Genomic DNA, 17,059 nt, shown 5'->3' on the forward strand with positions numbered 1-17,059 from the left:
TGAGAGCTATTCGACGTGCGATTGTGCGTGGCGTCGCTCTACGAATTCCTTCTGTAATACTCGCTCAACCAGCCGCTCAACCTGCGGCATGAACGGCTCTGGATTTGCAACCGCGAGCTTACCGGTGTGGCCCATTTGCAGAGCGATCTCGTTCCAGCGCAGCAACGGAGAAGTAAGGGGAATGTGGAGCGACTCGCGTGAAGGTTCTGGCTTCAAGAGATAGACCATCCAGACCAATAGCGAGACGTAGTACCCCATCGGCAGTAACTGTGACCCAAGGTGAATCTTACTCACTCGATTCATCAACGTGCTGAACACCAAGAGCTGGCACAAGGCATCGAATCCGAATCCCAGCGCGAAACCAAATACCCGATTCTTCATCGAGAGGCCGAGATGCTGGGAACCGACGAACAGGAAGATCAATAACGCACACTGCATTAGAGCCACGGTGCGCTCGAAATCGTGGATAGTGAGCGTCAACCAATGGTTGGGCGTACTGGCGACAGATGCCGCATTGCTGATGAACACAACAAAGGCTATGCACAAAATAGATCCAGCAGCCCACTTGAATACGATCTTCGCTAAATCCTGCAAACCCGCGAATGGCTTGAAGGCGCCGCAGAAAAGCTCATAGAGCACCGCAATTGCGGCAATGTTCGCCAGCGCAGTCCCGACCCAGTACACAGAAAAATAGGCCCAGGAAGACAAACCAAATTCGCGGTAACAAACTAAGCGAATCGCATTCAGGAGTGTGAGAAACAGTAAATAGGAGGCAAGGAATGTGAACTGTTTCAGCAGCTTACGTCGATATAACAGGTAGACACACAACAGCTGCAGAATCGGAGCTGACGACCATATTAAGACCGCTTGAAGGGTAAGGCCGGACATCGTCGAATCCGTTTCGAGGAGGATATTCCTTCGCCCGGCCTTCTACAAGCAGAAAAGTTAATGCCGCTCTCAGTGCCTGTTCGGGCGGCTAGTTGATAAGGCATCCGCCCGGAGGGCATGCCGGCACTGGGTCTGCGCCAGCCGACGCTGGCCGATTGTGCGAAACACTCGCCGCAGCGACCGCGGCTCCGAGAATTATGGTTCCGACTAGCATGCGAAACGACTTCTTCATGGTGTAACCCCCAATCAATAAAGCAGTAACCTTCCAAAACATCCTGCTGGTTACCTTATGATGCGACGATACCAACCAAAGGCCGAATTCCCAACAGGTTTTTCGGGGAGAACCTGCTTTAAAAAGCCGGAAGGGCATGGCCTGCGGTGGTCCTAGGAAGAGGTATTTTCGGGCTTCTTCGATTCGGAAACCGAACTAGCACAGGAACTATGCAGCTAGGCACCGAGGTCATCGGGCTTCAACTAAGCACTCCATCTACTTGACTCTGCGCGTCAGCGCAGAACCAAGCGAACGTGCCGCATCCATCGAGCAGATAAGCGTGATTGGACCCCAGTTAAAATCCACAGCAGTGCCGCCGGGATGCCGGGCTGGAAGTTGGTTTGGGACACCAAGCCAAAGATCCGGGGAATACCCCGTCCTTTGCTGCGGACGCTGAGGACTCGGTCACAAATATAACTTCAGGGCAATGTGGATCTCGCGCCGACCTCCGGCCCGTCGATCCACATTCCCATAATGGGACTCAGACTATTCACAGTAGGAGCCCGCTGTTTTGTAATCACACAGGTAACTGCAATCTTCATGAACTCTTTCTCCTTAGCGTCCAAGATGTGCAGCGATGGTCTCGCGTTGCAGAAAAAGGCATACTTACAGGGCGGCTGAATCTCTCCATGCTCAACTCACCGAGTCAATTCGCATCGGCGCCGGAGCGCCGAGCACCTGCACCAGGCTCTTCGGACCGCAGCAGGCGCGGTTGAGCCGCTCGCAGTCGCGCTGCATCTCAGCGCTGTTCTTCAGCGCGTCCAGTGTGGTGTTGAGAATCGCGAGGGCATGAGGATCGCGAGGGGCGGTCAGCCGATAGTGCATCCACTTCCCTTGCCGCCGAGCAGCCACCAGCCCTGCTCTCCGCAGGTACGCGAGATGTCGCGAGATCGTCGGCTGCGGTGCCCCAATCACCTCGATGAAATAGCACACACAGATTTCCTGCTCCGACATCAGATGGATCAGCCGCAACCGTGTGGGATCAGCAAGCGCCCGGAACAACTGGTCCAGAGAAACCGGCTTCTCGTTTGACTTCACGATTAGCCATTATACACATTCGCCTTGACGAATATATCGGGCGGGTGTAGATTCATTGCATTCGCGTATGCGAATATGAGGAGCAGTTATGAACCGAGATGTAAAGCAAGCAGTCCAGGCGAAATACGGCGAGGCTGCGCGACGCGCCGCGATCGGCGAAGAAAGCGCATGTTGTGGAGCATCGGCGTGCTGTGGCACGGAGATCGATCCGATCACCAAAGATCTCTACGACGACTCGCAGAAGAACTTGCTTCCCGATGCAGCGATAAGGGCCTCTCTGGGCTGCGGGAACCCAACTGCTTCCGCGGAACTCAAGCCTGGCGAAATCGTGTTGGACCTCGGCTCCGGAGGAGGAATTGATGTGCTGCTCTCTGCACGCCGCGTTGGTCCGACTGGAAGAGCCTATGGCCTCGACATGACCGACGACATGCTGGCCCTCGCGCGCGAGAACCAAAAGAAAGCCGGCATAGAGAATGTTGAATTCCTGAAAGGGGAAATCGAAGATATTCCACTTCCCGATTGCTCGGTCGACGTGATCATCTCCAACTGCGTCATCAATCTTTCTGCCGACAAAGATCGCGTGCTGCGCGAAGCCTTCCGCGTACTCAAGCCAGGAGGCCGCTTTGCCGTCTCCGACGTCGTAGTGCGGGGAGACCTTCGCGACGACATCCGCAAAAGCATGCTGCTATGGGTAGGTTGCATCGGCGGCGCGCTCAAGGATGCCGACTACGTCGCCAAGCTAACCAACGCCGGCTTTGAATCAATTGAGATCGAACCAACTCGCGTTTACAACATCGAACACGCCCGCGCATTTCTGAGCACCGAAGCGATCGATGTGGATGGGATTGCCAAAGAAGTGGAAGATAAGTTCATCAGTGCCTTTGTCCGCGCGAAGAAACCGCGGCCTGCACCCTGCTGCTCTTCCGGGTGCTGCCAATGACGAGGTGCTGCCAAAGCGATCGCATATTCCCGTCTTTGCATTAATCGTATAAATTATCCAACGACAGCCAGAGCTAACACGAATATCGCGAAAATAAAGATCAAGGTCACGGAGCTTCGTGAACTTCGTCAACCTTCGTGCCTTTCGTGTTAACTCCCGCCTTTTAACTGCGGTCACATCATGATCCGCAGAAACTCTGTCGCTGGATAGACAATATGGACGAATCATCCAATAAAGCCCCGGAACCCTCGCGCCGCAACTTCCTGAAAGCCCTTACTGCGCTGCCGGTCCTCTCAAAGGCCGGTGTGAGGACCTGGGTTGACGCGGCCACCGATGCCGCCAAGCAACAACCTGCCAATCTATCGCTGAACGGCGGAAAGCGCTTTGTCGCTATCCAAGTGGGAGCAAGATCGTTCGTCGATGAAGGTGTCGATCAGGTTCTCGATACCTTTCAGCAGAAGGCCGGCGTCAACGTCGTCATGCCCGCTGTCTTCACCTACGGACGCGGTCTCTCCGGACGGCAGATTCCCGGCCAGCCGCTGCCCGATCATGGTGTGCATGCGGACGACGAAATCCATGGCGGCAGTTATTCAAAAATGTATCCCGAGTTTGCTTCGAAGTCAGTGATCAAAGATGTGCGCGCGCCTGAACTGGGCGACTTCGACATTCTCGCCGACGTGATCCCAAAAGCCAAAGCGCGCGGGATGCAGACGTACTGCCTCTTCGAAGAAGCCTACAATCCGCGCCTGATGCCGGCCTTCGAGCAGATTGCCGAAATCGATCTCGAAGGGCGTCCCGGCGGCAGCACCTGCCTGAATAATCCGAATGCGCGCAGTTTTCTCGTCGCGCTGGTTGAAACCTGGTTTCGCCACAACGATCTCGACGGCATGATGTGGGAATCCGAGCGCCAGGGGCCGTTCAACAACACCATCGGTGCGCATTTTGGGAACTTTAACGGCAATTCAAGGATCTACTGCTTCTGCAAGTACTGCGTCAGCAAAGCGACGGACCAAGGTATTAAGGTTGAGCGCGCGCGGGCGGGCTACACGGCGCTCCATCAGTGGGTGAAGCAGGTCACGCAGCCCAGTGCGAACGCTGCGGCGGGTGATTTTGTGTCGTTGTGGCGAGTGTTGCTCGACTATCCCGAGATCCTGGAATGGCACAGGTTCTGGTTCCGCAGCCAGGAAGAAGTGTATGAACTGCTGCGTCAGGCGGTGAAGGCGATCAATCCCAAGGCTCAGGTCGGATGGCACATCATGCACCTGGTGACGATGAGCCCGTTTTATCAGGCCGATCAGGATTATGCGCGCATTGCCAAGGTCTCCGATTTTCTCAAACCTTGCCCTTACAACAACTGTGCCGGGCCGCGCTTTGCGCACTATATCCGCAATGTAAATTCAACCGTCTTCCGCGACCTGACTGGCGACGAGGTTCTGGAACTGCACTATCGTCTGCTCGGATACCAGCACGAAGCCAGCCTGGAAGCTTTGCCCACTTCGGGAATGTCAGCCGAATATGTCGCGCGCGAAACCCGCCGCGCACTCGCGGAAGTAAATGGCGCGATTCCGATTTACCCCGGCATCGATATCGATATTCCTACGGGTCTGAAGGAGAAGCGCACGCAGCCCGCCGACGTGAAAGCCGCGGTACTCGCCGCTTTTCGCGCAGGAGCCCCTGGAGTCGTCCTCTCGCGCAAGTACGCTGAGATGAAGCTGACCAATCTGGCCGGAGCAGGAGATGCTCTAAGAGAGTTGGCTTGAGTAACCGATGCTGTTTCGTGGAAGCCGCGACATCGTTGTGAGAAAGGGATGCCGCCTATGGTGAGCGAAGTCAAGCGATCGTCTGTTTTACATTTGTTGCTGCCGCCGGAGCCCCCGGAAGCCGGTAGCCGGCAGCTTCTCTACCTAGCAGCTCCGGAGCTTAGCGGCTTGTTCTAATCTACTAAGCTAGAGATCGATCACGAGGAAAGCTTATGAACATCGGCATTATTGGAGCAGGACACATCGGCGGCACGCTGACGCGGCGCTTCAGCGCGCTCGGACATAAAGTCTTTGTGGCGAATTCAAGAGGTCCGGAAACTCTCAAGGACTTGGCGGCGGAGACTGGCGCAACTCCTGTCACGGTCGAAGAGGCAGCTCACAGCGGCGAGGTCATCGTTGTGACCATCCCGATGAAGAACATTCCTGAACTGCCGCGCGATTTGTTCCAAGGCGTTCCCGAAAATGTTGTGGTCATCGACACCAACAATTATTACCCGCAACAGCGCGACGGCCGTATCGATGCGATCGAGAACGGCATGGTCGAGAGCCGCTGGGTCGAACAGCAGTTGGGCCGACCGGTAGTGAAAGCCTTCAACAATATCTACGCCGATCACCTGTTGAGAAAAGGCCAACCCGCAGGAAGCGCAGGTCGCATCGCGTTGCCGGTGTCGGGGGATGATCGGAGAACGAAAGAGATTGTCTTCAAACTCGTCGATGAGCTGGGCTTCGATCCTGTCGACAACGATGGCCTGGACCAATCATGGCGTCAGCAGCCCGCGACTCCCGTTTATGCGACTGACCACGACGCCGAAGGCGTGCGCCAAGCGCTTTCGGAAGCCAGCAGGGAGCGAACACCCGAGTTCAGATCGAAGTCTGGAAGCCAGGCCGCCTGAGAAGCAGCGTTGCGCAGGAGCCTACAAGTGGAGTGCGCGCTGCATTGGTAGGAGCGCGCGGATTTATCCGCGGGTGAGGCTTTAGCCTCGTCTTATGAGGTGGGAGCTCACGGATTTATCCGTGGACGATGCTTTAACGTCGCCTTAAATGCAGCGAAAAATCTTTGGGACTTAGCCGCGGGCTCGGTTTCCCTTAGCTTATACGAAGAGCGCCGGTCGGTTTTGCAGTCGCACGCGGGCTGCTTTGAGCCTTTCAATCATTTCTTCCACGCGCTTCGATTGCCGCCTGCAACCGTCGTACGCCGCCCGTGCTCTCTCGCAACTGAGTTTTGCGTTAGCTGCAACCGCCAGCCATTCTCGTCGCTCCCGACCTTGGTCTGCTGTTGATGCGTGCGGCGCCACAACGATGGGCCCAATAACAGCCATTGGCTTGCCCAACCATTCATCGACCTCGTCGGAAAACGCAAGCACCGCGCTTCGACTTCTTCCCGCCGGCCGGTGGATAGGGAAGCCAAGCTGAACTTCGTATCGCTGAAGCGTACGCACACCTCTGCCTGTGTAGCTGGCGATGTCTTTCCAGGAATGCAGCACTTTGCGTTGAGTGACAGATTTCGGCGTAAATACACTGGTAGTATTCGGCATTCTGCGCGCCCTTCTCTCTGCGCAGAACACCGTCGCCTATGCAGGCGGAATAGTGCGTAGGGGATTTACAACATGCGATGAGATGCTGCCCTGGTGTGGCGGGATGTGCCCGCGACTCAGTGCGGCGGATCTTAACGGGAGCACCGAGCCTGCCAAGCCACGAAGCCCCCGAGCTGCGGAGCGGACAAAGCAGACACCGCTGGCGCATCCGTGTGATCCGTGCCGTCCGTGCAGTCCATGTCGTGTTTTGCTTTCGTTGTTGCTCGCGGAAGCTGTTAGCTGAAAGCCGAAAGCAAATAACCGGCATCCAAACTTGCAGTGCTTTGCCGTGGATATAAGAAGAGTGCTGGGCCGAGTCCAATGGATCAACAAGAAGTAACGGCGGATTTCCTGAAAAACGAATTGCAAACCGGCATCACCTTTGCCGACCTTGCCCTGAGCGCCCGGCATAACGACCGCCGTGAGCGGAACAAAGCCAATGCGCGCAAGGCTTACGACACCGCGCTCCGGTTCATGAGCACTGATTCGCCGACTCCCAACATCACCGCCGAGTTGAAGGATCGTCTCGAACATTTGCGCGACCAGCTCAAGCAGCTGGGAGAAAGTATTTGAGCCATTTCCAAGGCCGGTGGAAGCCCACGGATTGGGTTTCGGAAACCTACGCATTTACTCAGGCGAGCAATCCTGAAAAGAACTCCAAGGAGCTACCGCTTGCTGCCGTGATCGCCTCATAGAGGTCTATACTTCCCATCAATCGAGGAGGCAGCGATGGGACAACGAGTTTTTGTGGCGGGGCGAAGTCTCATCTACATCTGCGGATTCATGTTGGTATGGCTCTGGTTGATTCCGCGTTGGATCGGTCTGCATACATCGCTGCAGTTAGCTTCGGTGAGCGCTTTACGCTGGCTCGGATTGATCCCACTTTCTCTCGGCGCTGCCATTGCAGTCTCATGCTTCATACACTTCGTAAGCAGTGGGCGAGGAACACCTGCTCCGTTCGACGCTCCGCGTCGGCTGGTCGTGAGTGGACCCTATCGCTATGTCCGAAATCCGATGTATGTGGGGAGTGGCTTGTTTCTCGCAAGCTGCGCGATTCTGTTTTCGGAATTTTCGGCCGTTCTATTGTGGTACGCACTCGCGATCTCGGTTGGAGTGAATTTGTTCATCCTGTTGTATGAAGAACCAACGCTGCGCAGGAAGTTTGGCGGTGACTACCGCGAATATTCTCGCAATGTACGCAGGTGGGTTCCACGTTTGCGACCATGGCAGCTGGAATCTTCGCGCTCGGTTGCTGCTGGAACTTAACTCAATTGTCAAAGATTGAACACAGAGGACAGAGGATTTCTTGTATGCTTCACAGCTCGACGTCGCCTCAGGGTTCTACACTCACTGCTGGTTACAAAATTCCGAGAATCCAGCATTCCTCCGTGTTCCTCCATGCCATCCGTATTCAATCCCGCCGAACACCCGGCCGAGGCCGGGCCGGCTCCACCGAACAAAAAAGCGCGGAATAAATCCGCGCTTTTGAAATGAAATAAACTGAAGCTTACTCGGACTTGTTCTCGCCTTCGCCCGCTGCGGGACCACCGCTGGCTTCAATGTTGGCTTGCTGTTCCTGCATCGCCTTTTCCATCTCCTCGCGCCGCTTGGCGCGCAGCTCGGCACGCTTTTCGCGACGCTCGTCGAGAATCTTTTCCGAGCCGATCAGCTCGATGAAGGCTTTTTCGCCTCCATCGCCTTTGCGAAAACCGGTGCGGATGATGCGCAGATATCCGCCACTGCGATCGCCGTACCGCGGAGCTACTTCGGCGAAGAGCCGATCGACGGCTTCCCGCGAAGTGAGAAACGATGCTGCCGAACGGCGAGCAGCTACGTCGCCCCGCTTGCCGAAGGTGATCATCTTTTCCACGTGCGGACGCATCGCTTTCGCTTTTGCGACCGTCGTCTCGATTCGCTCTTCGAGAATCAGCGAGCTCACCAGGTTGCGCAGCAGCGCGCGCCGATGGCTGGTGTTACGTCCTAGTTTCCAGGTTGCTTTCAGGTGACGCATGGTGTTGTCCTAAGCCTTGCTGTAGTTTGCGACCGCTCTGGAGCGGGCTTTCGGCTGTCGGCGTTCGGCCACTAACCCGCATGGCAGAACCTCACGAGAACCTATGTTGCCGAGTGATCCTACTTTGAAACTGAACTTCTCTTGAAACTGAGCTTCGAATTTTGAAAATCAGTTTCGGAGCATCTGCCCTCGACATTCAGCTACGGACGGTTGCTGGCCGAAAGCCGAATGCCGAGTGCCGAATGCCTGTTTTCAGAACGTCCCTGCCGGTTCATCGTCTTCCAGATCGTCTTCCGGCGTGCGATATGTTCCAGCGAGAACGGCAGCTGGAGCCTGGCTCGTTGGACCTGGCACGGCGTTTCCGTGCTCATCGATCTTCATGCCCAAGCTCAGTCCCATCTGCGCGAGGATCTCTTTGATCTCGTTCAGCGACTTGCGCCCGAAGTTCTTCGTCTTCAGCATCTCGGCTTCGGACTTCTGTACCAGCTCGCCAATCGTCTGAATGTTCGCGTTCTTCAGGCAGTTGTAGCTGCGGACCGAGAGCTCCAGCTCCTCGACCGAACGATTGAGATTCTCGTTGCGAATCTCGGGCTTGCGATCGTCCGCTCCTTCGGTTTCGAGCTCTTCCTCGAAGTTGATGAAGATGTTCATATGATCTTTCAACAACTTCGCCGAGAGGCCGATGGCATCTGCCGGAGCTACTGCGCCGTTGGTCCAGACTTCGAGCGTGAGCTTGTCATAATCTGTGATCTGTCCCAGACGCGCGGCTTCGACGGTGTAGTTGCATTTGCGCACCGGCGAGTGGACGGAATCAATAGGAATGAAGCCCAGTCCGAGGTCTTCGTCGAAATTCTTGTCGGCAGAGACATAGCCGCGTCCGCGCTTCAGACGCATTTCCATGTCAACTTTGCCTCCTTCGCTCACTGTGGCGATGTACACATCCTTGTCGAGGATCTCGACATCACCGTCGGCTTCGATCATGCCGGAGGTGATCACGCCTGGCTGGTCGGTCTTCAGGTAGATCGCCTTGGGATTTTCGCTGTTCAACTTGAATGGAACCTGCTTGAGATTCAGGATGATGTCGGTGGCGTCTTCGACGACCCCTGGAATCGACTGAAACTCGTGCAGAACGCCCTCAATGCGGACCGCAGTAATTGCAGCACCTTCAATCGAGGAGAGCAGAACGCGACGGAGCGCGTTTCCAATAGTGGTTCCGAATCCACGCTCAAACGGCTGTGCGTAAAACTTGCCGTACTTATCGGTGAGCGTGTCGGTGTCAGCGGCGAGCCGCTTCGGTTTTTGAAATCCCTTCCAGAGCATGTTCATTGTCCTTTTCTGTTAATTCAGTGAGCTGAAGTTTCCTGCGCGGCTAATGCGTCGCGAAGCATTCTGCGGCGGCCACGCCGTGGTTCCCTTTCGAGTTAGTCAGTTTTGTTTTGGATTGAACACGGAGGTCACGGAGGACTCAGAGGAAACAATCGAAATCCTTCGTGTTCCTCCGTGACCTCCGTGTTCAATTCCGCTTTTTACTTCGAATACAATTCGACGATCAACTGTTCGTTGACCGGCAGATTGATGTCTTCCCGTTTCGGGAGAGCCGTGACTCTTCCCTTGTAGTTGTCACGATCGACTTCCAACCAGTTCACTGCCGGCTGATGGCTCGTAAATTCTTTCGCGATCTCCAGCACTGTCATCTTCTTACTGTTATCCCGCACCACGATCTCTTCACCGACCGCAACCTGGTACGAGGGAATGTTCACCTTGCGTCCATTTACCGCAACGTGTCCGTGACGAACAAGCTGGCGAGCCTGGCGACGCGAAATCGCGAAGCCCAGGCGATAGACCACGTTGTCGAGACGACGTTCGAGCTGCTCCAGCAGCTTGGCGCCGGTTACGCCTTTGGCGCGGGAGGCTTTCTCGAAGTAGTTGCGGAACTGCTTTTCCAGCGTGAAGTAGATGCGCTTGGTCTTCTGCTTCTCGCGGAGCTGGAGACCGTAGCCAACGACTTTGGCTTTGCGATCTTTTCCATGCTGTCCGGGAGCGAAGTTGCGCTTCTCGACTGGGCACTTATCGCTGAAGCACTTGGTGCCCTTGAGAAAGAGTTTCATGCCTTCGCGTCGGCAAAGGCGGCAAACTGGTCCTTTATAACGTGCCATTGTTTCTCCAAACCTCGGGTTGTTGTGATCGGTTTACAGGCGGCATTGCCCTTCGTCCCGATCCAGCTTTCCTAAGCACCCTGAACGCTTCTTAGTTGTTCAGGCTACTTTCCTCTTGTCATTCCGAGCGTAGCGAGGAATCCCTACTGTACCCATGCCGTTTCGTGGCTATAGGGATTCCTCGCTACGCTCGGAATGACAAACAAAAACCTACACTCGTCTCCGCTTCGGCGGACGGCATCCGTTGTGCGGAATCGGCGTCACGTCGCGGATCATGCGCACTTCGATGCCAGCCGCTGCGAGAGCGCGGATTGCGGATTCGCGTCCCGATCCGGGGCCGCTCACGCGAACGTCAACCGAGCGCATGCCGTGATCGCGCGCCTGATTGGCTGCGTTCATCGCTGCCTGCTGCGCGGCGAACGGAGTCCCTTTTCGGGAACCGCGGAAGCCGAGCGATCCGGAGCTCTTCCACGACACCACCTTACCCTCATTATCTGTGATGGTGATGATGGTGTTGTTGAATGAAGCCTGAATGTGCGCCAGCCCAAACGGCACATTCTTGCGTTCTTTTTTCTTGAACTGCTTCTTCTTGCCTGTTTTCTTTTCGGGCGCTGCCGCGCCGCCTGCTGCTGCTGCCGGTTTTGCCATGGTTATGTCTTCGCCGCCGCTTTCTTCTTGTTCGCTACCGTGCCCTTGCGCGGACCTTTGCGCGTGCGGGCGTTGGTGTGCGTGCGCTGTCCGCGCACCGGGAGGTTGCGGCGATGACGGAATCCGCGATAGGAGCCGATCTCGATGAGCCGCTTGATGTGCATCGACGTGTCCTTCCGCAGATCGCCTTCGACGTTGCCCTCCGCTTCGATCACCTGACGGATGCGATTGACCTCGTCTTCGTTTAGGTCCTGGACCTTCTTGTCAGGCTCGACCTTCGCGGTGGCGAGAATGCGCGCCGAACGCGGATTGCCGATGCCGTAGATGTAAGTGAGCGCGATGTTCACGTGCTTGTTGCGCGGAAGATCGACGCCTGCAATGCGTGCCATAGTTACTTATCCTTGACGCTGCTTATGCTTTGAGTTTTCGCAGATCACGCGCACCACTCCGCGGCGGTGGATGATCTTGCACTTATCGCAAATCTTCTTAACTGATGCTCTGACCTTCATAAAACAAGCTGCTAAGCTGCTCAGCTTCTGAGCTGCTTAGCTAAATCCCCTTTTGGTATCCAGGCTGCCAGCTCAGAAGCTCAGCAGCTTAGGAGCTTACTTATACCGATAAACAATCCGGCCGCGGTTCAGGTCGTACGGTGATAGCTCTACAGCGACGCGGTCGCCGGGCAGGATCTTGATGAAATTTTTTCGCATACGTCCGGAAACATGGGCGAGAACTTGATGCTTGTTCTCCAGCTCGACCCGGAACATTGCATTGGGCAGCGGCTCTAGAACCACCGCCATTACTTCAATCGCGTCTTCTTTGCTCAATCAGTTCCTTAGCTGCCGACTTTCTGTCAGCAGCTTGAAATTCTATGCCGTCAAAACTACAGGTCCATCTTTGGTGACCGCCACCGAGTGCTCGAAGTGAGCGCTCAGACTTCCATCCACGGTCACGGCTGTCCACTTGTTGTCGAGCAGTCGCGTGTCCGGCCTGCCGACATTCACCATCGGTTCAATCGCGAGCACCATGCCTTCGCGCAATCTCGGACCGTGTCCCCGTGTTCCGTAATTGGGAACCTGCGGCTCTTCGTGCAGCCTGGTTCCAATCCCGTGTCCGACAAATTCTCGGACTACGCTGAAACCATTAGCTTCGACCATCTCCTGCACGCTCGCGCCGACATCCCCGACCGTACTGCCAATGCGCGCCGTCTGAATCGCACGCTCCAGGGAAGCCTTAGTAACATCCAGCAGCTTCTTAATCTCCGGCTTCAGGTGGTTCCCGATCGGGACCGTCACAGCCGAATCCGCGTAGTAGCCGTCGAGCACTACGCCGCAGTCGATCGAAACGATGTCGCCTTCCTTCAGCATGCGCTTAGCGGAAGGAATGCCGTGTACGATCTCCTGATTCACCGAGGTGCAGAGCACACAAGGGTAATCGTAATAACCCTTGAACGCCGGCTTGGCTCCGAGCTCATCGATCTTGGCCGCAGCCACAGACTCAAGATCCATGGTGCTAATGCCCGGCTTCACTGCCGCCACTGTCGCGTCGAGAACCTGCCGAACGATGCGCCCACTGCGACGCATTTTCTCAATTTCAGCCGGCGACTTGCACATAATGGCCATCAGGCCACACTCTCAAAAAATGCAGGATTCCGCATAGGCTCGTTTCCTCGTCGGAGAACGGCATCGGAACCATTAGGCTTGAGATGATCGTTGCTGCCGCGGGCGGGACAAGAACGACGTCCAGAGAGCCGTTGCAGTCTTTGATTATAACTGAGCTGCCAGCTTCCAGCTACCAGCTTCCAGTCGAACCCAACAGCAAAACCAGCTGCCCAACCAGCGATCTCCTGAAAACGAGCCACGCAGCCAGCGGAACCTGAACTTGGCTGGTAGCTGGCAGCTGGTAGCCGGCAGCTTCCTCTTACCATCTTCGCCCGCGAATACGACCGCTGCGCGGCGTAAAGCCTTCGTAGTGACGCATTACCAACTGCGCTTCGATCTGGTTCACCGTGTCCATGGCCACGCCCACCACAATCAGCAGTGAGGTTCCACCAAAGTAGAAGTTGACGCCTAGTCCGTTCGTAAACCAATTCGGGAACCGTTCGAAGAAGTTGCCCATGAATCCAGGCAAGTGGTTCAGGTGAATGCCGCCGATCATCCACTGAGGGATGATCGAAACGATGCACAGGTAAATGCCGCCAACCAGCGTCAGGCGCGTGAGGATGTCGTTCACGTACTCCTGGGTGCGCTTGCCCGGGCGGATGCCCGGGATAAATCCGCCGTATCGGCGCATATCATCGGCAACGCGTGCCGGATCAAAGATGATCGAGACATAAAAGTAAGCAAAGAAGATGATGCCGATGATGTAGAGCAGCTCGTAGAGCGGCTCGCCACCGCGCAACTGGTCAAACATCCATCCGAAGCCGCGCACATTCTTGAAGTACGGAGCAAGAAAAAGCGGAGCGCTGAGGATCGACGCCGCAAAGATCACCGGCATCACGCCTCCCGCGTTTACGCGGAATGGCATGTAGGTGCTCTGGCCGCCCATCATTTTGCGTCCCACAATGCGCTTGGCGTACTGCACCGGAATGCGCCGCTCGCTGCGTTCCACGAAGACGATGAACGCCACGACGACGATCATCACAATGATCAGCAGCGCCATGGCCGGAACGGTGAAGCCGCCCCATGCATCGGTGCGGGCTTTTTCGTAGAGGTCAGCCACACCGCGCGGCAGGCCAACAACGATGCCGGCAAAGATCAGCAGCGACATTCCGTTTCCGATGCCGCGCTCGGTGATCTGCTCGCCCAGCCACATGACGAATGCTGTGCCCGCTGTGAGAGTCAGCACCGTAAGAGCAATGAATCCCATTCCTGGATTAACCACGTATTGCACGCCGCCGGATACCGAACTCTTCTGCAGCGTGATCGCGATTCCCAACGATTGCAGCAACCCGAGAACCACTGTGAGGTAGCGGGTCCACTGCGTGATCTTCTTGCGCCCCAGCTCGCCTTCCTTTTGCAGCTTCGCGAGCGGCTCATACACGACTGTCAGCAGTTGCAGAATGATCGACGCCGTGATGTACGGCATGATGCCGAGCGCGAAGACGGTGAGCTTGCGCAGGTTGCCGCCGCTGAACAGATCGACGAAGCCGAGCACGGTACCGCGCTGCTGGTCGAAGAACTGCGCCAGCAGGTCGCCATTGATTCCCGGAGTGGGAATGTGGCCGCCCAGGCGGTAGACCGCCAGGATCCATGCGGTAAACAGAACACGGGTCCGCAGGTCGGGCACGCGGAAGATATTGGCTAACTTCTCAAACATGGTGAATCAAACATCCTTATGCTGCGCCGATGACTTCTGCCTTGCCGCCGGCCTTGGTGATCTTCTCTTGCGCTGACTTGGAAAACTTGTGCGCCTGCACGTTTACTTTCTTCTTGAGCTCGCCATCGCCCAGAACTTTCACCAGAGCGCCGTCTTTCGCAAGACCGGCCTTAACCAACGCCTCAAGCGTGACTTCCGCCTCGCCGAGTTCGGCAATGCGGTCGAGGTTGAGGATGGTGTACTCGGTCCGGAAGATATTAGTGAATCCGCGCTTGGGGAGACGGCGGTGAAGCGGCATCTGGCCGCCTTCAAAGCCGCGCATCATGCGCGATCCGGAGCGCGAGCGCTGTCCTTTGTGTCCTCGGGTCGAGGTCTTGCCCATGCCCGATCCCATACCGCGTCCGACGCGCTTCTTGTTCGAATTCGCCTTTTTAGGGGCGCGTAGATTAGAAAGATTCATTGTGTTTCCTACGAACTCTTCAGGGCTGCTGGCCGCTGGCTGCCGGCTTCCGGCTAAAGCCTGAAAAACTTCAGGACTTAGCCAGAAGCCAGTAGCCAAGAGCCAGAAGCCGCCTTACTGCACAAACTCCAGCAGGTGCGGAACCTTCTTCACCATGCCACGAATAGAGGGTGTGTCCTCGCGCTCGACTACCTGATTCAGCCGAGTGAAGCCAAGACCCTTGACGATCTTCTTGTGTTTTACCGGCGAAGCGATGTACGACCGCACCCAGCGGATACGAACCGTGCCCTTCGCTCCCGCGCTTGTTGTCTTTTTCTCTGCCATGGATTACAGCTCCTGCGCGGTTTTGCCGCGAAGCGCGGCCACTTCCCCGCGATCTCGTAGCTTGCCGAGCGCATCGAAGGTAGCTTTGATTACATTGTGCGGATTGGCGGTGCCGAGCGATTTCGTGAGCACATTCTGCACTCCAGCCGAGGTCATGACCGCGCGAACGGCGCCGCCGGCGATCACGCCAGTTCCTTCCGGAGCCGGCTTGAGCAGAACCTGTCCGGAACCGAAACGTCCGAGCACGATGTGCGGCACGGTGGTCTGCGTGAGATTCACCTTGATCAGATTCTTTTTCGCCGACTCGATGCCTTTGCGGATCGCCTGCGGAACTTCCTTGGCTTTGCCCGAGCCGTAGCCGACCACTCCCGCGGATGGATCTCCGACCACCACCAGCGCCGCGAACGACAGGTTCTTGCCGCCTTTGACGACCTTGGTCACACGATTGATGGCGACGACCTGATCTTTCAATTGGAACTGGCCGGCGTCAATTCTCTTCTTTGCAGTTGCTGCCATGTTGATTAGAACTCCAATCCTGCTTCGCGAGCCGCGTCGGCCAGGGCCTTGATGCGTCCGTGATAGAGATATCCGCCGCGATCGAAGACCACCTGCTTCACGCCTTTTTCCTGCGCACGCTGCGCGATCAGCTTGCCAATCTCTTTCGCCGAGGCCACGTTGCCTCCGGTGCGCTTCTTGCCTTTCGTTTCTTTCTTTCCGGAAGCGGTCGAGGCGGAGACGATGGTCAAGCCTTTCGCATCGTCGATCACCTGCGCGTAGATGTGATTGAGCGAGCGATATACATTCAGCCGCGGACGCTCATCGCTTCCCTGCATCTTCTTGCGAATGCGAGTGTGCACCCGCCGCCGTACTTCGTCTTTTGAAATCTGAGGAATCATAATTCTTAGTTCAACAGCTTCGCCGCTGTCGAATCCCTTTCCTTCGCAACGTTCTGTGCGCCGCGATGAAATTGCATTTGCTTTGTCATTCCGACCGAAGGGAGGAATCCCTACTGAACCATACATCTGGGTGAGGTAGGGATTCCTCACTTCGTTCGGAATGACAGGTCTTCGGACTGACGGCCTGCGTTACTTCGCTCCCGTCTTACCAACCTTCTTCTTCAGCCGCTCGCCAACGTAGCGCACGCCCTTATTCTTGTACGGATCCGGCGGACGCAGCGCCCGCATATCGGCCGCAACCTGTCCGACCTTCTGGCGGTCGATGCCGCTGACCGTCAGGCGCGTCTGCTTGGGATCGACGGCTACGTCGATTCCAGTAGGCAGCGGGAACTCGATCGGATGCGAGTATCCCAAGGTGAACACGACGGTTCCTTTGCCCTTCAGTTCCACACGGTATCCGATGCCGACGATTTCCAGTTCCCTCTTCCAGCCGTTGGTCACGCCTTCGACGGCGTTGAAAACCAACGCGCGAGCGAGTCCATGCAGCGCCGCCTGCGAGTCGTTCTCGCGCGTGGCAACGAGATGCCCGTCTTTCTGCTCAACCTTGATTCCGCTTGGAACCGGTGTATCCAGCTTGCCCTTGGGCCCTTGCACCGAAACCACATTGCCCTGGATGTTGACCTTCACTCCACCGGGCACGGCAATCGGCTTTTTTCCAATTCTCGACATAAATTCCTCGATAGCTTCTAACTGTTAGCTTCTGGCCGCTAGCAGTTAA

23 protein-coding genes are annotated in these 17,059 nt (G+C 56.3%); 5 read left to right on the forward strand and 18 right to left on the reverse strand.

Annotated elements, in window-relative coordinates; translation table 11 throughout:
• Window positions 1-6 precede the first annotated feature (6 nt).
• The 3 genes from VFU50_12120 to VFU50_12130 form a co-directional block, all read right to left on the reverse strand.
• Window positions 7-888 (reverse strand): hypothetical protein, encoded by an 882-nt coding sequence (locus tag VFU50_12120; protein ID HEU5233599.1) that lies wholly within the window; start codon window positions 886-888, stop codon window positions 7-9.
• Window positions 889-1,578: 690 nt separating this feature from the next.
• Window positions 1,579-1,701, reverse strand: coding sequence for a hypothetical protein (locus tag VFU50_12125; protein HEU5233600.1), 123 nt, complete (start codon window positions 1,699-1,701; stop codon window positions 1,579-1,581).
• Between the two features lie 91 nt (window positions 1,702-1,792).
• Window positions 1,793-2,197, reverse strand: coding sequence for a metalloregulator ArsR/SmtB family transcription factor (locus tag VFU50_12130; GenBank protein ID HEU5233601.1), 405 nt, complete (start codon window positions 2,195-2,197; stop codon window positions 1,793-1,795).
• A gap of 88 nt (window positions 2,198-2,285) precedes the next feature.
• Between VFU50_12130 and VFU50_12135 the strand changes: the two genes are divergently transcribed.
• The 3 genes from VFU50_12135 to VFU50_12145 all read left to right on the forward strand — a co-directional run bounded on the left by VFU50_12135 (window position 2,286) and on the right by VFU50_12145 (window position 5,790).
• The gene (locus VFU50_12135) at window positions 2,286-3,137 is read left to right on the forward strand and encodes an arsenite methyltransferase (GenBank protein HEU5233602.1); all 852 of its coding nucleotides are present in this window, start codon (window positions 2,286-2,288) and stop codon (window positions 3,135-3,137) included.
• Window positions 3,138-3,352: 215 nt separating this feature from the next.
• On the forward strand, window positions 3,353-4,897 hold the full coding sequence (locus VFU50_12140) for a hypothetical protein (protein HEU5233603.1): 1,545 nt from the start codon (window positions 3,353-3,355) through the stop codon (window positions 4,895-4,897).
• Window positions 4,898-5,109: 212 nt separating this feature from the next.
• Complete coding sequence (locus tag VFU50_12145; GenBank protein HEU5233604.1) at window positions 5,110-5,790, forward strand: NAD(P)-binding domain-containing protein; 681 nt, start codon at window positions 5,110-5,112, stop codon at window positions 5,788-5,790.
• 198 nt (window positions 5,791-5,988) lie between these two features.
• Here the strand turns inward: VFU50_12145 and VFU50_12150 are convergent, their stop codons facing one another.
• On the reverse strand, window positions 5,989-6,432 hold the full coding sequence (locus VFU50_12150) for a hypothetical protein (protein ID HEU5233605.1): 444 nt from the start codon (window positions 6,430-6,432) through the stop codon (window positions 5,989-5,991).
• Between the two features lie 360 nt (window positions 6,433-6,792).
• Between VFU50_12150 and VFU50_12155 the strand changes: the two genes are divergently transcribed.
• Together VFU50_12155 and VFU50_12160 are read left to right on the forward strand one after the other, a co-directional pair.
• Entirely contained in the window at window positions 6,793-7,044 is a 252-nt protein-coding gene (locus VFU50_12155; GenBank protein ID HEU5233606.1) for a hypothetical protein, read from the forward strand.
• Between the two features lie 156 nt (window positions 7,045-7,200).
• Window positions 7,201-7,737 carry an isoprenylcysteine carboxylmethyltransferase family protein gene (locus VFU50_12160; GenBank protein HEU5233607.1) on the forward strand — a complete coding sequence of 179 codons (537 nt, stop codon included), beginning with the start codon at window positions 7,201-7,203 and terminating at the stop codon, window positions 7,735-7,737.
• A gap of 241 nt (window positions 7,738-7,978) precedes the next feature.
• Here VFU50_12160 and rplQ read toward each other — a convergent pair whose 3' ends face one another.
• The 14 genes from rplQ to rplF all read right to left on the reverse strand — a co-directional run bounded on the left by rplQ (window position 7,979) and on the right by rplF (window position 17,010).
• The gene (gene rplQ, locus VFU50_12165; GenBank protein HEU5233608.1) at window positions 7,979-8,482 is read right to left on the reverse strand and encodes a 50S ribosomal protein L17; all 504 of its coding nucleotides are present in this window, start codon (window positions 8,480-8,482) and stop codon (window positions 7,979-7,981) included.
• 252 nt (window positions 8,483-8,734) lie between these two features.
• Entirely contained in the window at window positions 8,735-9,802 is a 1,068-nt protein-coding gene (locus tag VFU50_12170; GenBank protein HEU5233609.1) for a DNA-directed RNA polymerase subunit alpha, read from the reverse strand.
• Window positions 9,803-10,008: 206 nt separating this feature from the next.
• Window positions 10,009-10,638, reverse strand: coding sequence for a 30S ribosomal protein S4 (gene rpsD / locus VFU50_12175; protein HEU5233610.1), 630 nt, complete (start codon window positions 10,636-10,638; stop codon window positions 10,009-10,011).
• A 210-nt stretch (window positions 10,639-10,848) separates the two neighbouring features.
• A complete protein-coding gene (gene rpsK / locus VFU50_12180; protein ID HEU5233611.1) occupies window positions 10,849-11,286 on the reverse strand; it encodes a 30S ribosomal protein S11 in 438 nt (145 codons plus the stop codon).
• 2 nt (window positions 11,287-11,288) lie between these two features.
• A complete protein-coding gene (gene rpsM, locus VFU50_12185) occupies window positions 11,289-11,675 on the reverse strand; it encodes a 30S ribosomal protein S13 (GenBank protein ID HEU5233612.1) in 387 nt (128 codons plus the stop codon).
• A 6-nt stretch (window positions 11,676-11,681) separates the two neighbouring features.
• The gene (gene rpmJ / locus VFU50_12190; protein HEU5233613.1) at window positions 11,682-11,795 is read right to left on the reverse strand and encodes a 50S ribosomal protein L36; all 114 of its coding nucleotides are present in this window, start codon (window positions 11,793-11,795) and stop codon (window positions 11,682-11,684) included.
• Window positions 11,796-11,891: 96 nt separating this feature from the next.
• Window positions 11,892-12,110, reverse strand: a complete 219-nt coding sequence (infA, locus tag VFU50_12195; protein ID HEU5233614.1) for a translation initiation factor IF-1 — start codon at window positions 12,108-12,110, stop codon at window positions 11,892-11,894.
• A gap of 42 nt (window positions 12,111-12,152) precedes the next feature.
• Complete coding sequence (map, locus tag VFU50_12200; protein ID HEU5233615.1) at window positions 12,153-12,905, reverse strand: type I methionyl aminopeptidase; 753 nt, start codon at window positions 12,903-12,905, stop codon at window positions 12,153-12,155.
• Between the two features lie 298 nt (window positions 12,906-13,203).
• Window positions 13,204-14,601: a preprotein translocase subunit SecY gene (gene secY / locus VFU50_12205; protein ID HEU5233616.1), complete on the reverse strand. Its 1,398-nt coding sequence runs from the start codon at window positions 14,599-14,601 to the stop codon at window positions 13,204-13,206.
• A 16-nt stretch (window positions 14,602-14,617) separates the two neighbouring features.
• Window positions 14,618-15,061: a 50S ribosomal protein L15 gene (rplO, locus tag VFU50_12210; GenBank protein HEU5233617.1), complete on the reverse strand. Its 444-nt coding sequence runs from the start codon at window positions 15,059-15,061 to the stop codon at window positions 14,618-14,620.
• Window positions 15,062-15,175: 114 nt separating this feature from the next.
• Entirely contained in the window at window positions 15,176-15,385 is a 210-nt protein-coding gene (gene rpmD / locus VFU50_12215; protein ID HEU5233618.1) for a 50S ribosomal protein L30, read from the reverse strand.
• Window positions 15,386-15,388: 3 nt separating this feature from the next.
• Window positions 15,389-15,901 (reverse strand): 30S ribosomal protein S5, encoded by a 513-nt coding sequence (gene rpsE / locus VFU50_12220; protein HEU5233619.1) that lies wholly within the window; start codon window positions 15,899-15,901, stop codon window positions 15,389-15,391.
• A gap of 5 nt (window positions 15,902-15,906) precedes the next feature.
• On the reverse strand, window positions 15,907-16,281 hold the full coding sequence (gene rplR, locus VFU50_12225; GenBank protein HEU5233620.1) for a 50S ribosomal protein L18: 375 nt from the start codon (window positions 16,279-16,281) through the stop codon (window positions 15,907-15,909).
• A gap of 189 nt (window positions 16,282-16,470) precedes the next feature.
• Window positions 16,471-17,010, reverse strand: coding sequence for a 50S ribosomal protein L6 (rplF, locus tag VFU50_12230; protein ID HEU5233621.1), 540 nt, complete (start codon window positions 17,008-17,010; stop codon window positions 16,471-16,473).
• Window positions 17,011-17,059 lie beyond the last annotated feature (49 nt).

It is taken from the genome of Terriglobales bacterium (genome assembly GCA_035764005.1).
Taxonomy (GTDB): Bacteria; Acidobacteriota; Terriglobia; order Terriglobales; family Acidobacteriaceae; genus Gp1-AA112.

Coding starts and splice junctions, on each gene's coding strand:
- VFU50_12135 (HEU5233602.1), top strand. CDS start 2,286: ATGAACCGAGATGTAAAGCAAGCAGTCCAGGCGAAATACGGCGAGGCT.
- rpsE (HEU5233619.1), bottom strand. CDS start 15,901: ATGGCAGCAACTGCAAAGAAGAGAATTGACGCCGGCCAGTTCCAATTG.
- VFU50_12125 (HEU5233600.1), bottom strand. CDS start 1,701: ATGAAGATTGCAGTTACCTGTGTGATTACAAAACAGCGGGCTCCTACT.
- secY (HEU5233616.1), bottom strand. CDS start 14,601: ATGTTTGAGAAGTTAGCCAATATCTTCCGCGTGCCCGACCTGCGGACC.
- VFU50_12120 (HEU5233599.1), bottom strand. CDS start 888: ATGTCCGGCCTTACCCTTCAAGCGGTCTTAATATGGTCGTCAGCTCCG.
- rplR (HEU5233620.1), bottom strand. CDS start 16,281: ATGATTCCTCAGATTTCAAAAGACGAAGTACGGCGGCGGGTGCACACT.
- VFU50_12145 (HEU5233604.1), top strand. CDS start 5,110: ATGAACATCGGCATTATTGGAGCAGGACACATCGGCGGCACGCTGACG.
- rpmD (HEU5233618.1), bottom strand. CDS start 15,385: ATGGCAGAGAAAAAGACAACAAGCGCGGGAGCGAAGGGCACGGTTCGT.
- rplO (HEU5233617.1), bottom strand. CDS start 15,061: ATGAATCTTTCTAATCTACGCGCCCCTAAAAAGGCGAATTCGAACAAG.
- rpsM (HEU5233612.1), bottom strand. CDS start 11,675: ATGGCACGCATTGCAGGCGTCGATCTTCCGCGCAACAAGCACGTGAAC.
- VFU50_12160 (HEU5233607.1), top strand. CDS start 7,201: ATGGGACAACGAGTTTTTGTGGCGGGGCGAAGTCTCATCTACATCTGC.
- VFU50_12150 (HEU5233605.1), bottom strand. CDS start 6,432: ATGCCGAATACTACCAGTGTATTTACGCCGAAATCTGTCACTCAACGC.
- rplQ (HEU5233608.1), bottom strand. CDS start 8,482: ATGCGTCACCTGAAAGCAACCTGGAAACTAGGACGTAACACCAGCCAT.
- VFU50_12140 (HEU5233603.1), top strand. CDS start 3,353: ATGGACGAATCATCCAATAAAGCCCCGGAACCCTCGCGCCGCAACTTC.
- VFU50_12170 (HEU5233609.1), bottom strand. CDS start 9,802: ATGCTCTGGAAGGGATTTCAAAAACCGAAGCGGCTCGCCGCTGACACC.
- VFU50_12155 (HEU5233606.1), top strand. CDS start 6,793: ATGGATCAACAAGAAGTAACGGCGGATTTCCTGAAAAACGAATTGCAA.
- rplF (HEU5233621.1), bottom strand. CDS start 17,010: ATGTCGAGAATTGGAAAAAAGCCGATTGCCGTGCCCGGTGGAGTGAAG.
- rpsD (HEU5233610.1), bottom strand. CDS start 10,638: ATGGCACGTTATAAAGGACCAGTTTGCCGCCTTTGCCGACGCGAAGGC.
- map (HEU5233615.1), bottom strand. CDS start 12,905: ATGGCCATTATGTGCAAGTCGCCGGCTGAAATTGAGAAAATGCGTCGC.
- rpsK (HEU5233611.1), bottom strand. CDS start 11,286: ATGGCAAAACCGGCAGCAGCAGCAGGCGGCGCGGCAGCGCCCGAAAAG.
- rpmJ (HEU5233613.1), bottom strand. CDS start 11,795: ATGAAGGTCAGAGCATCAGTTAAGAAGATTTGCGATAAGTGCAAGATC.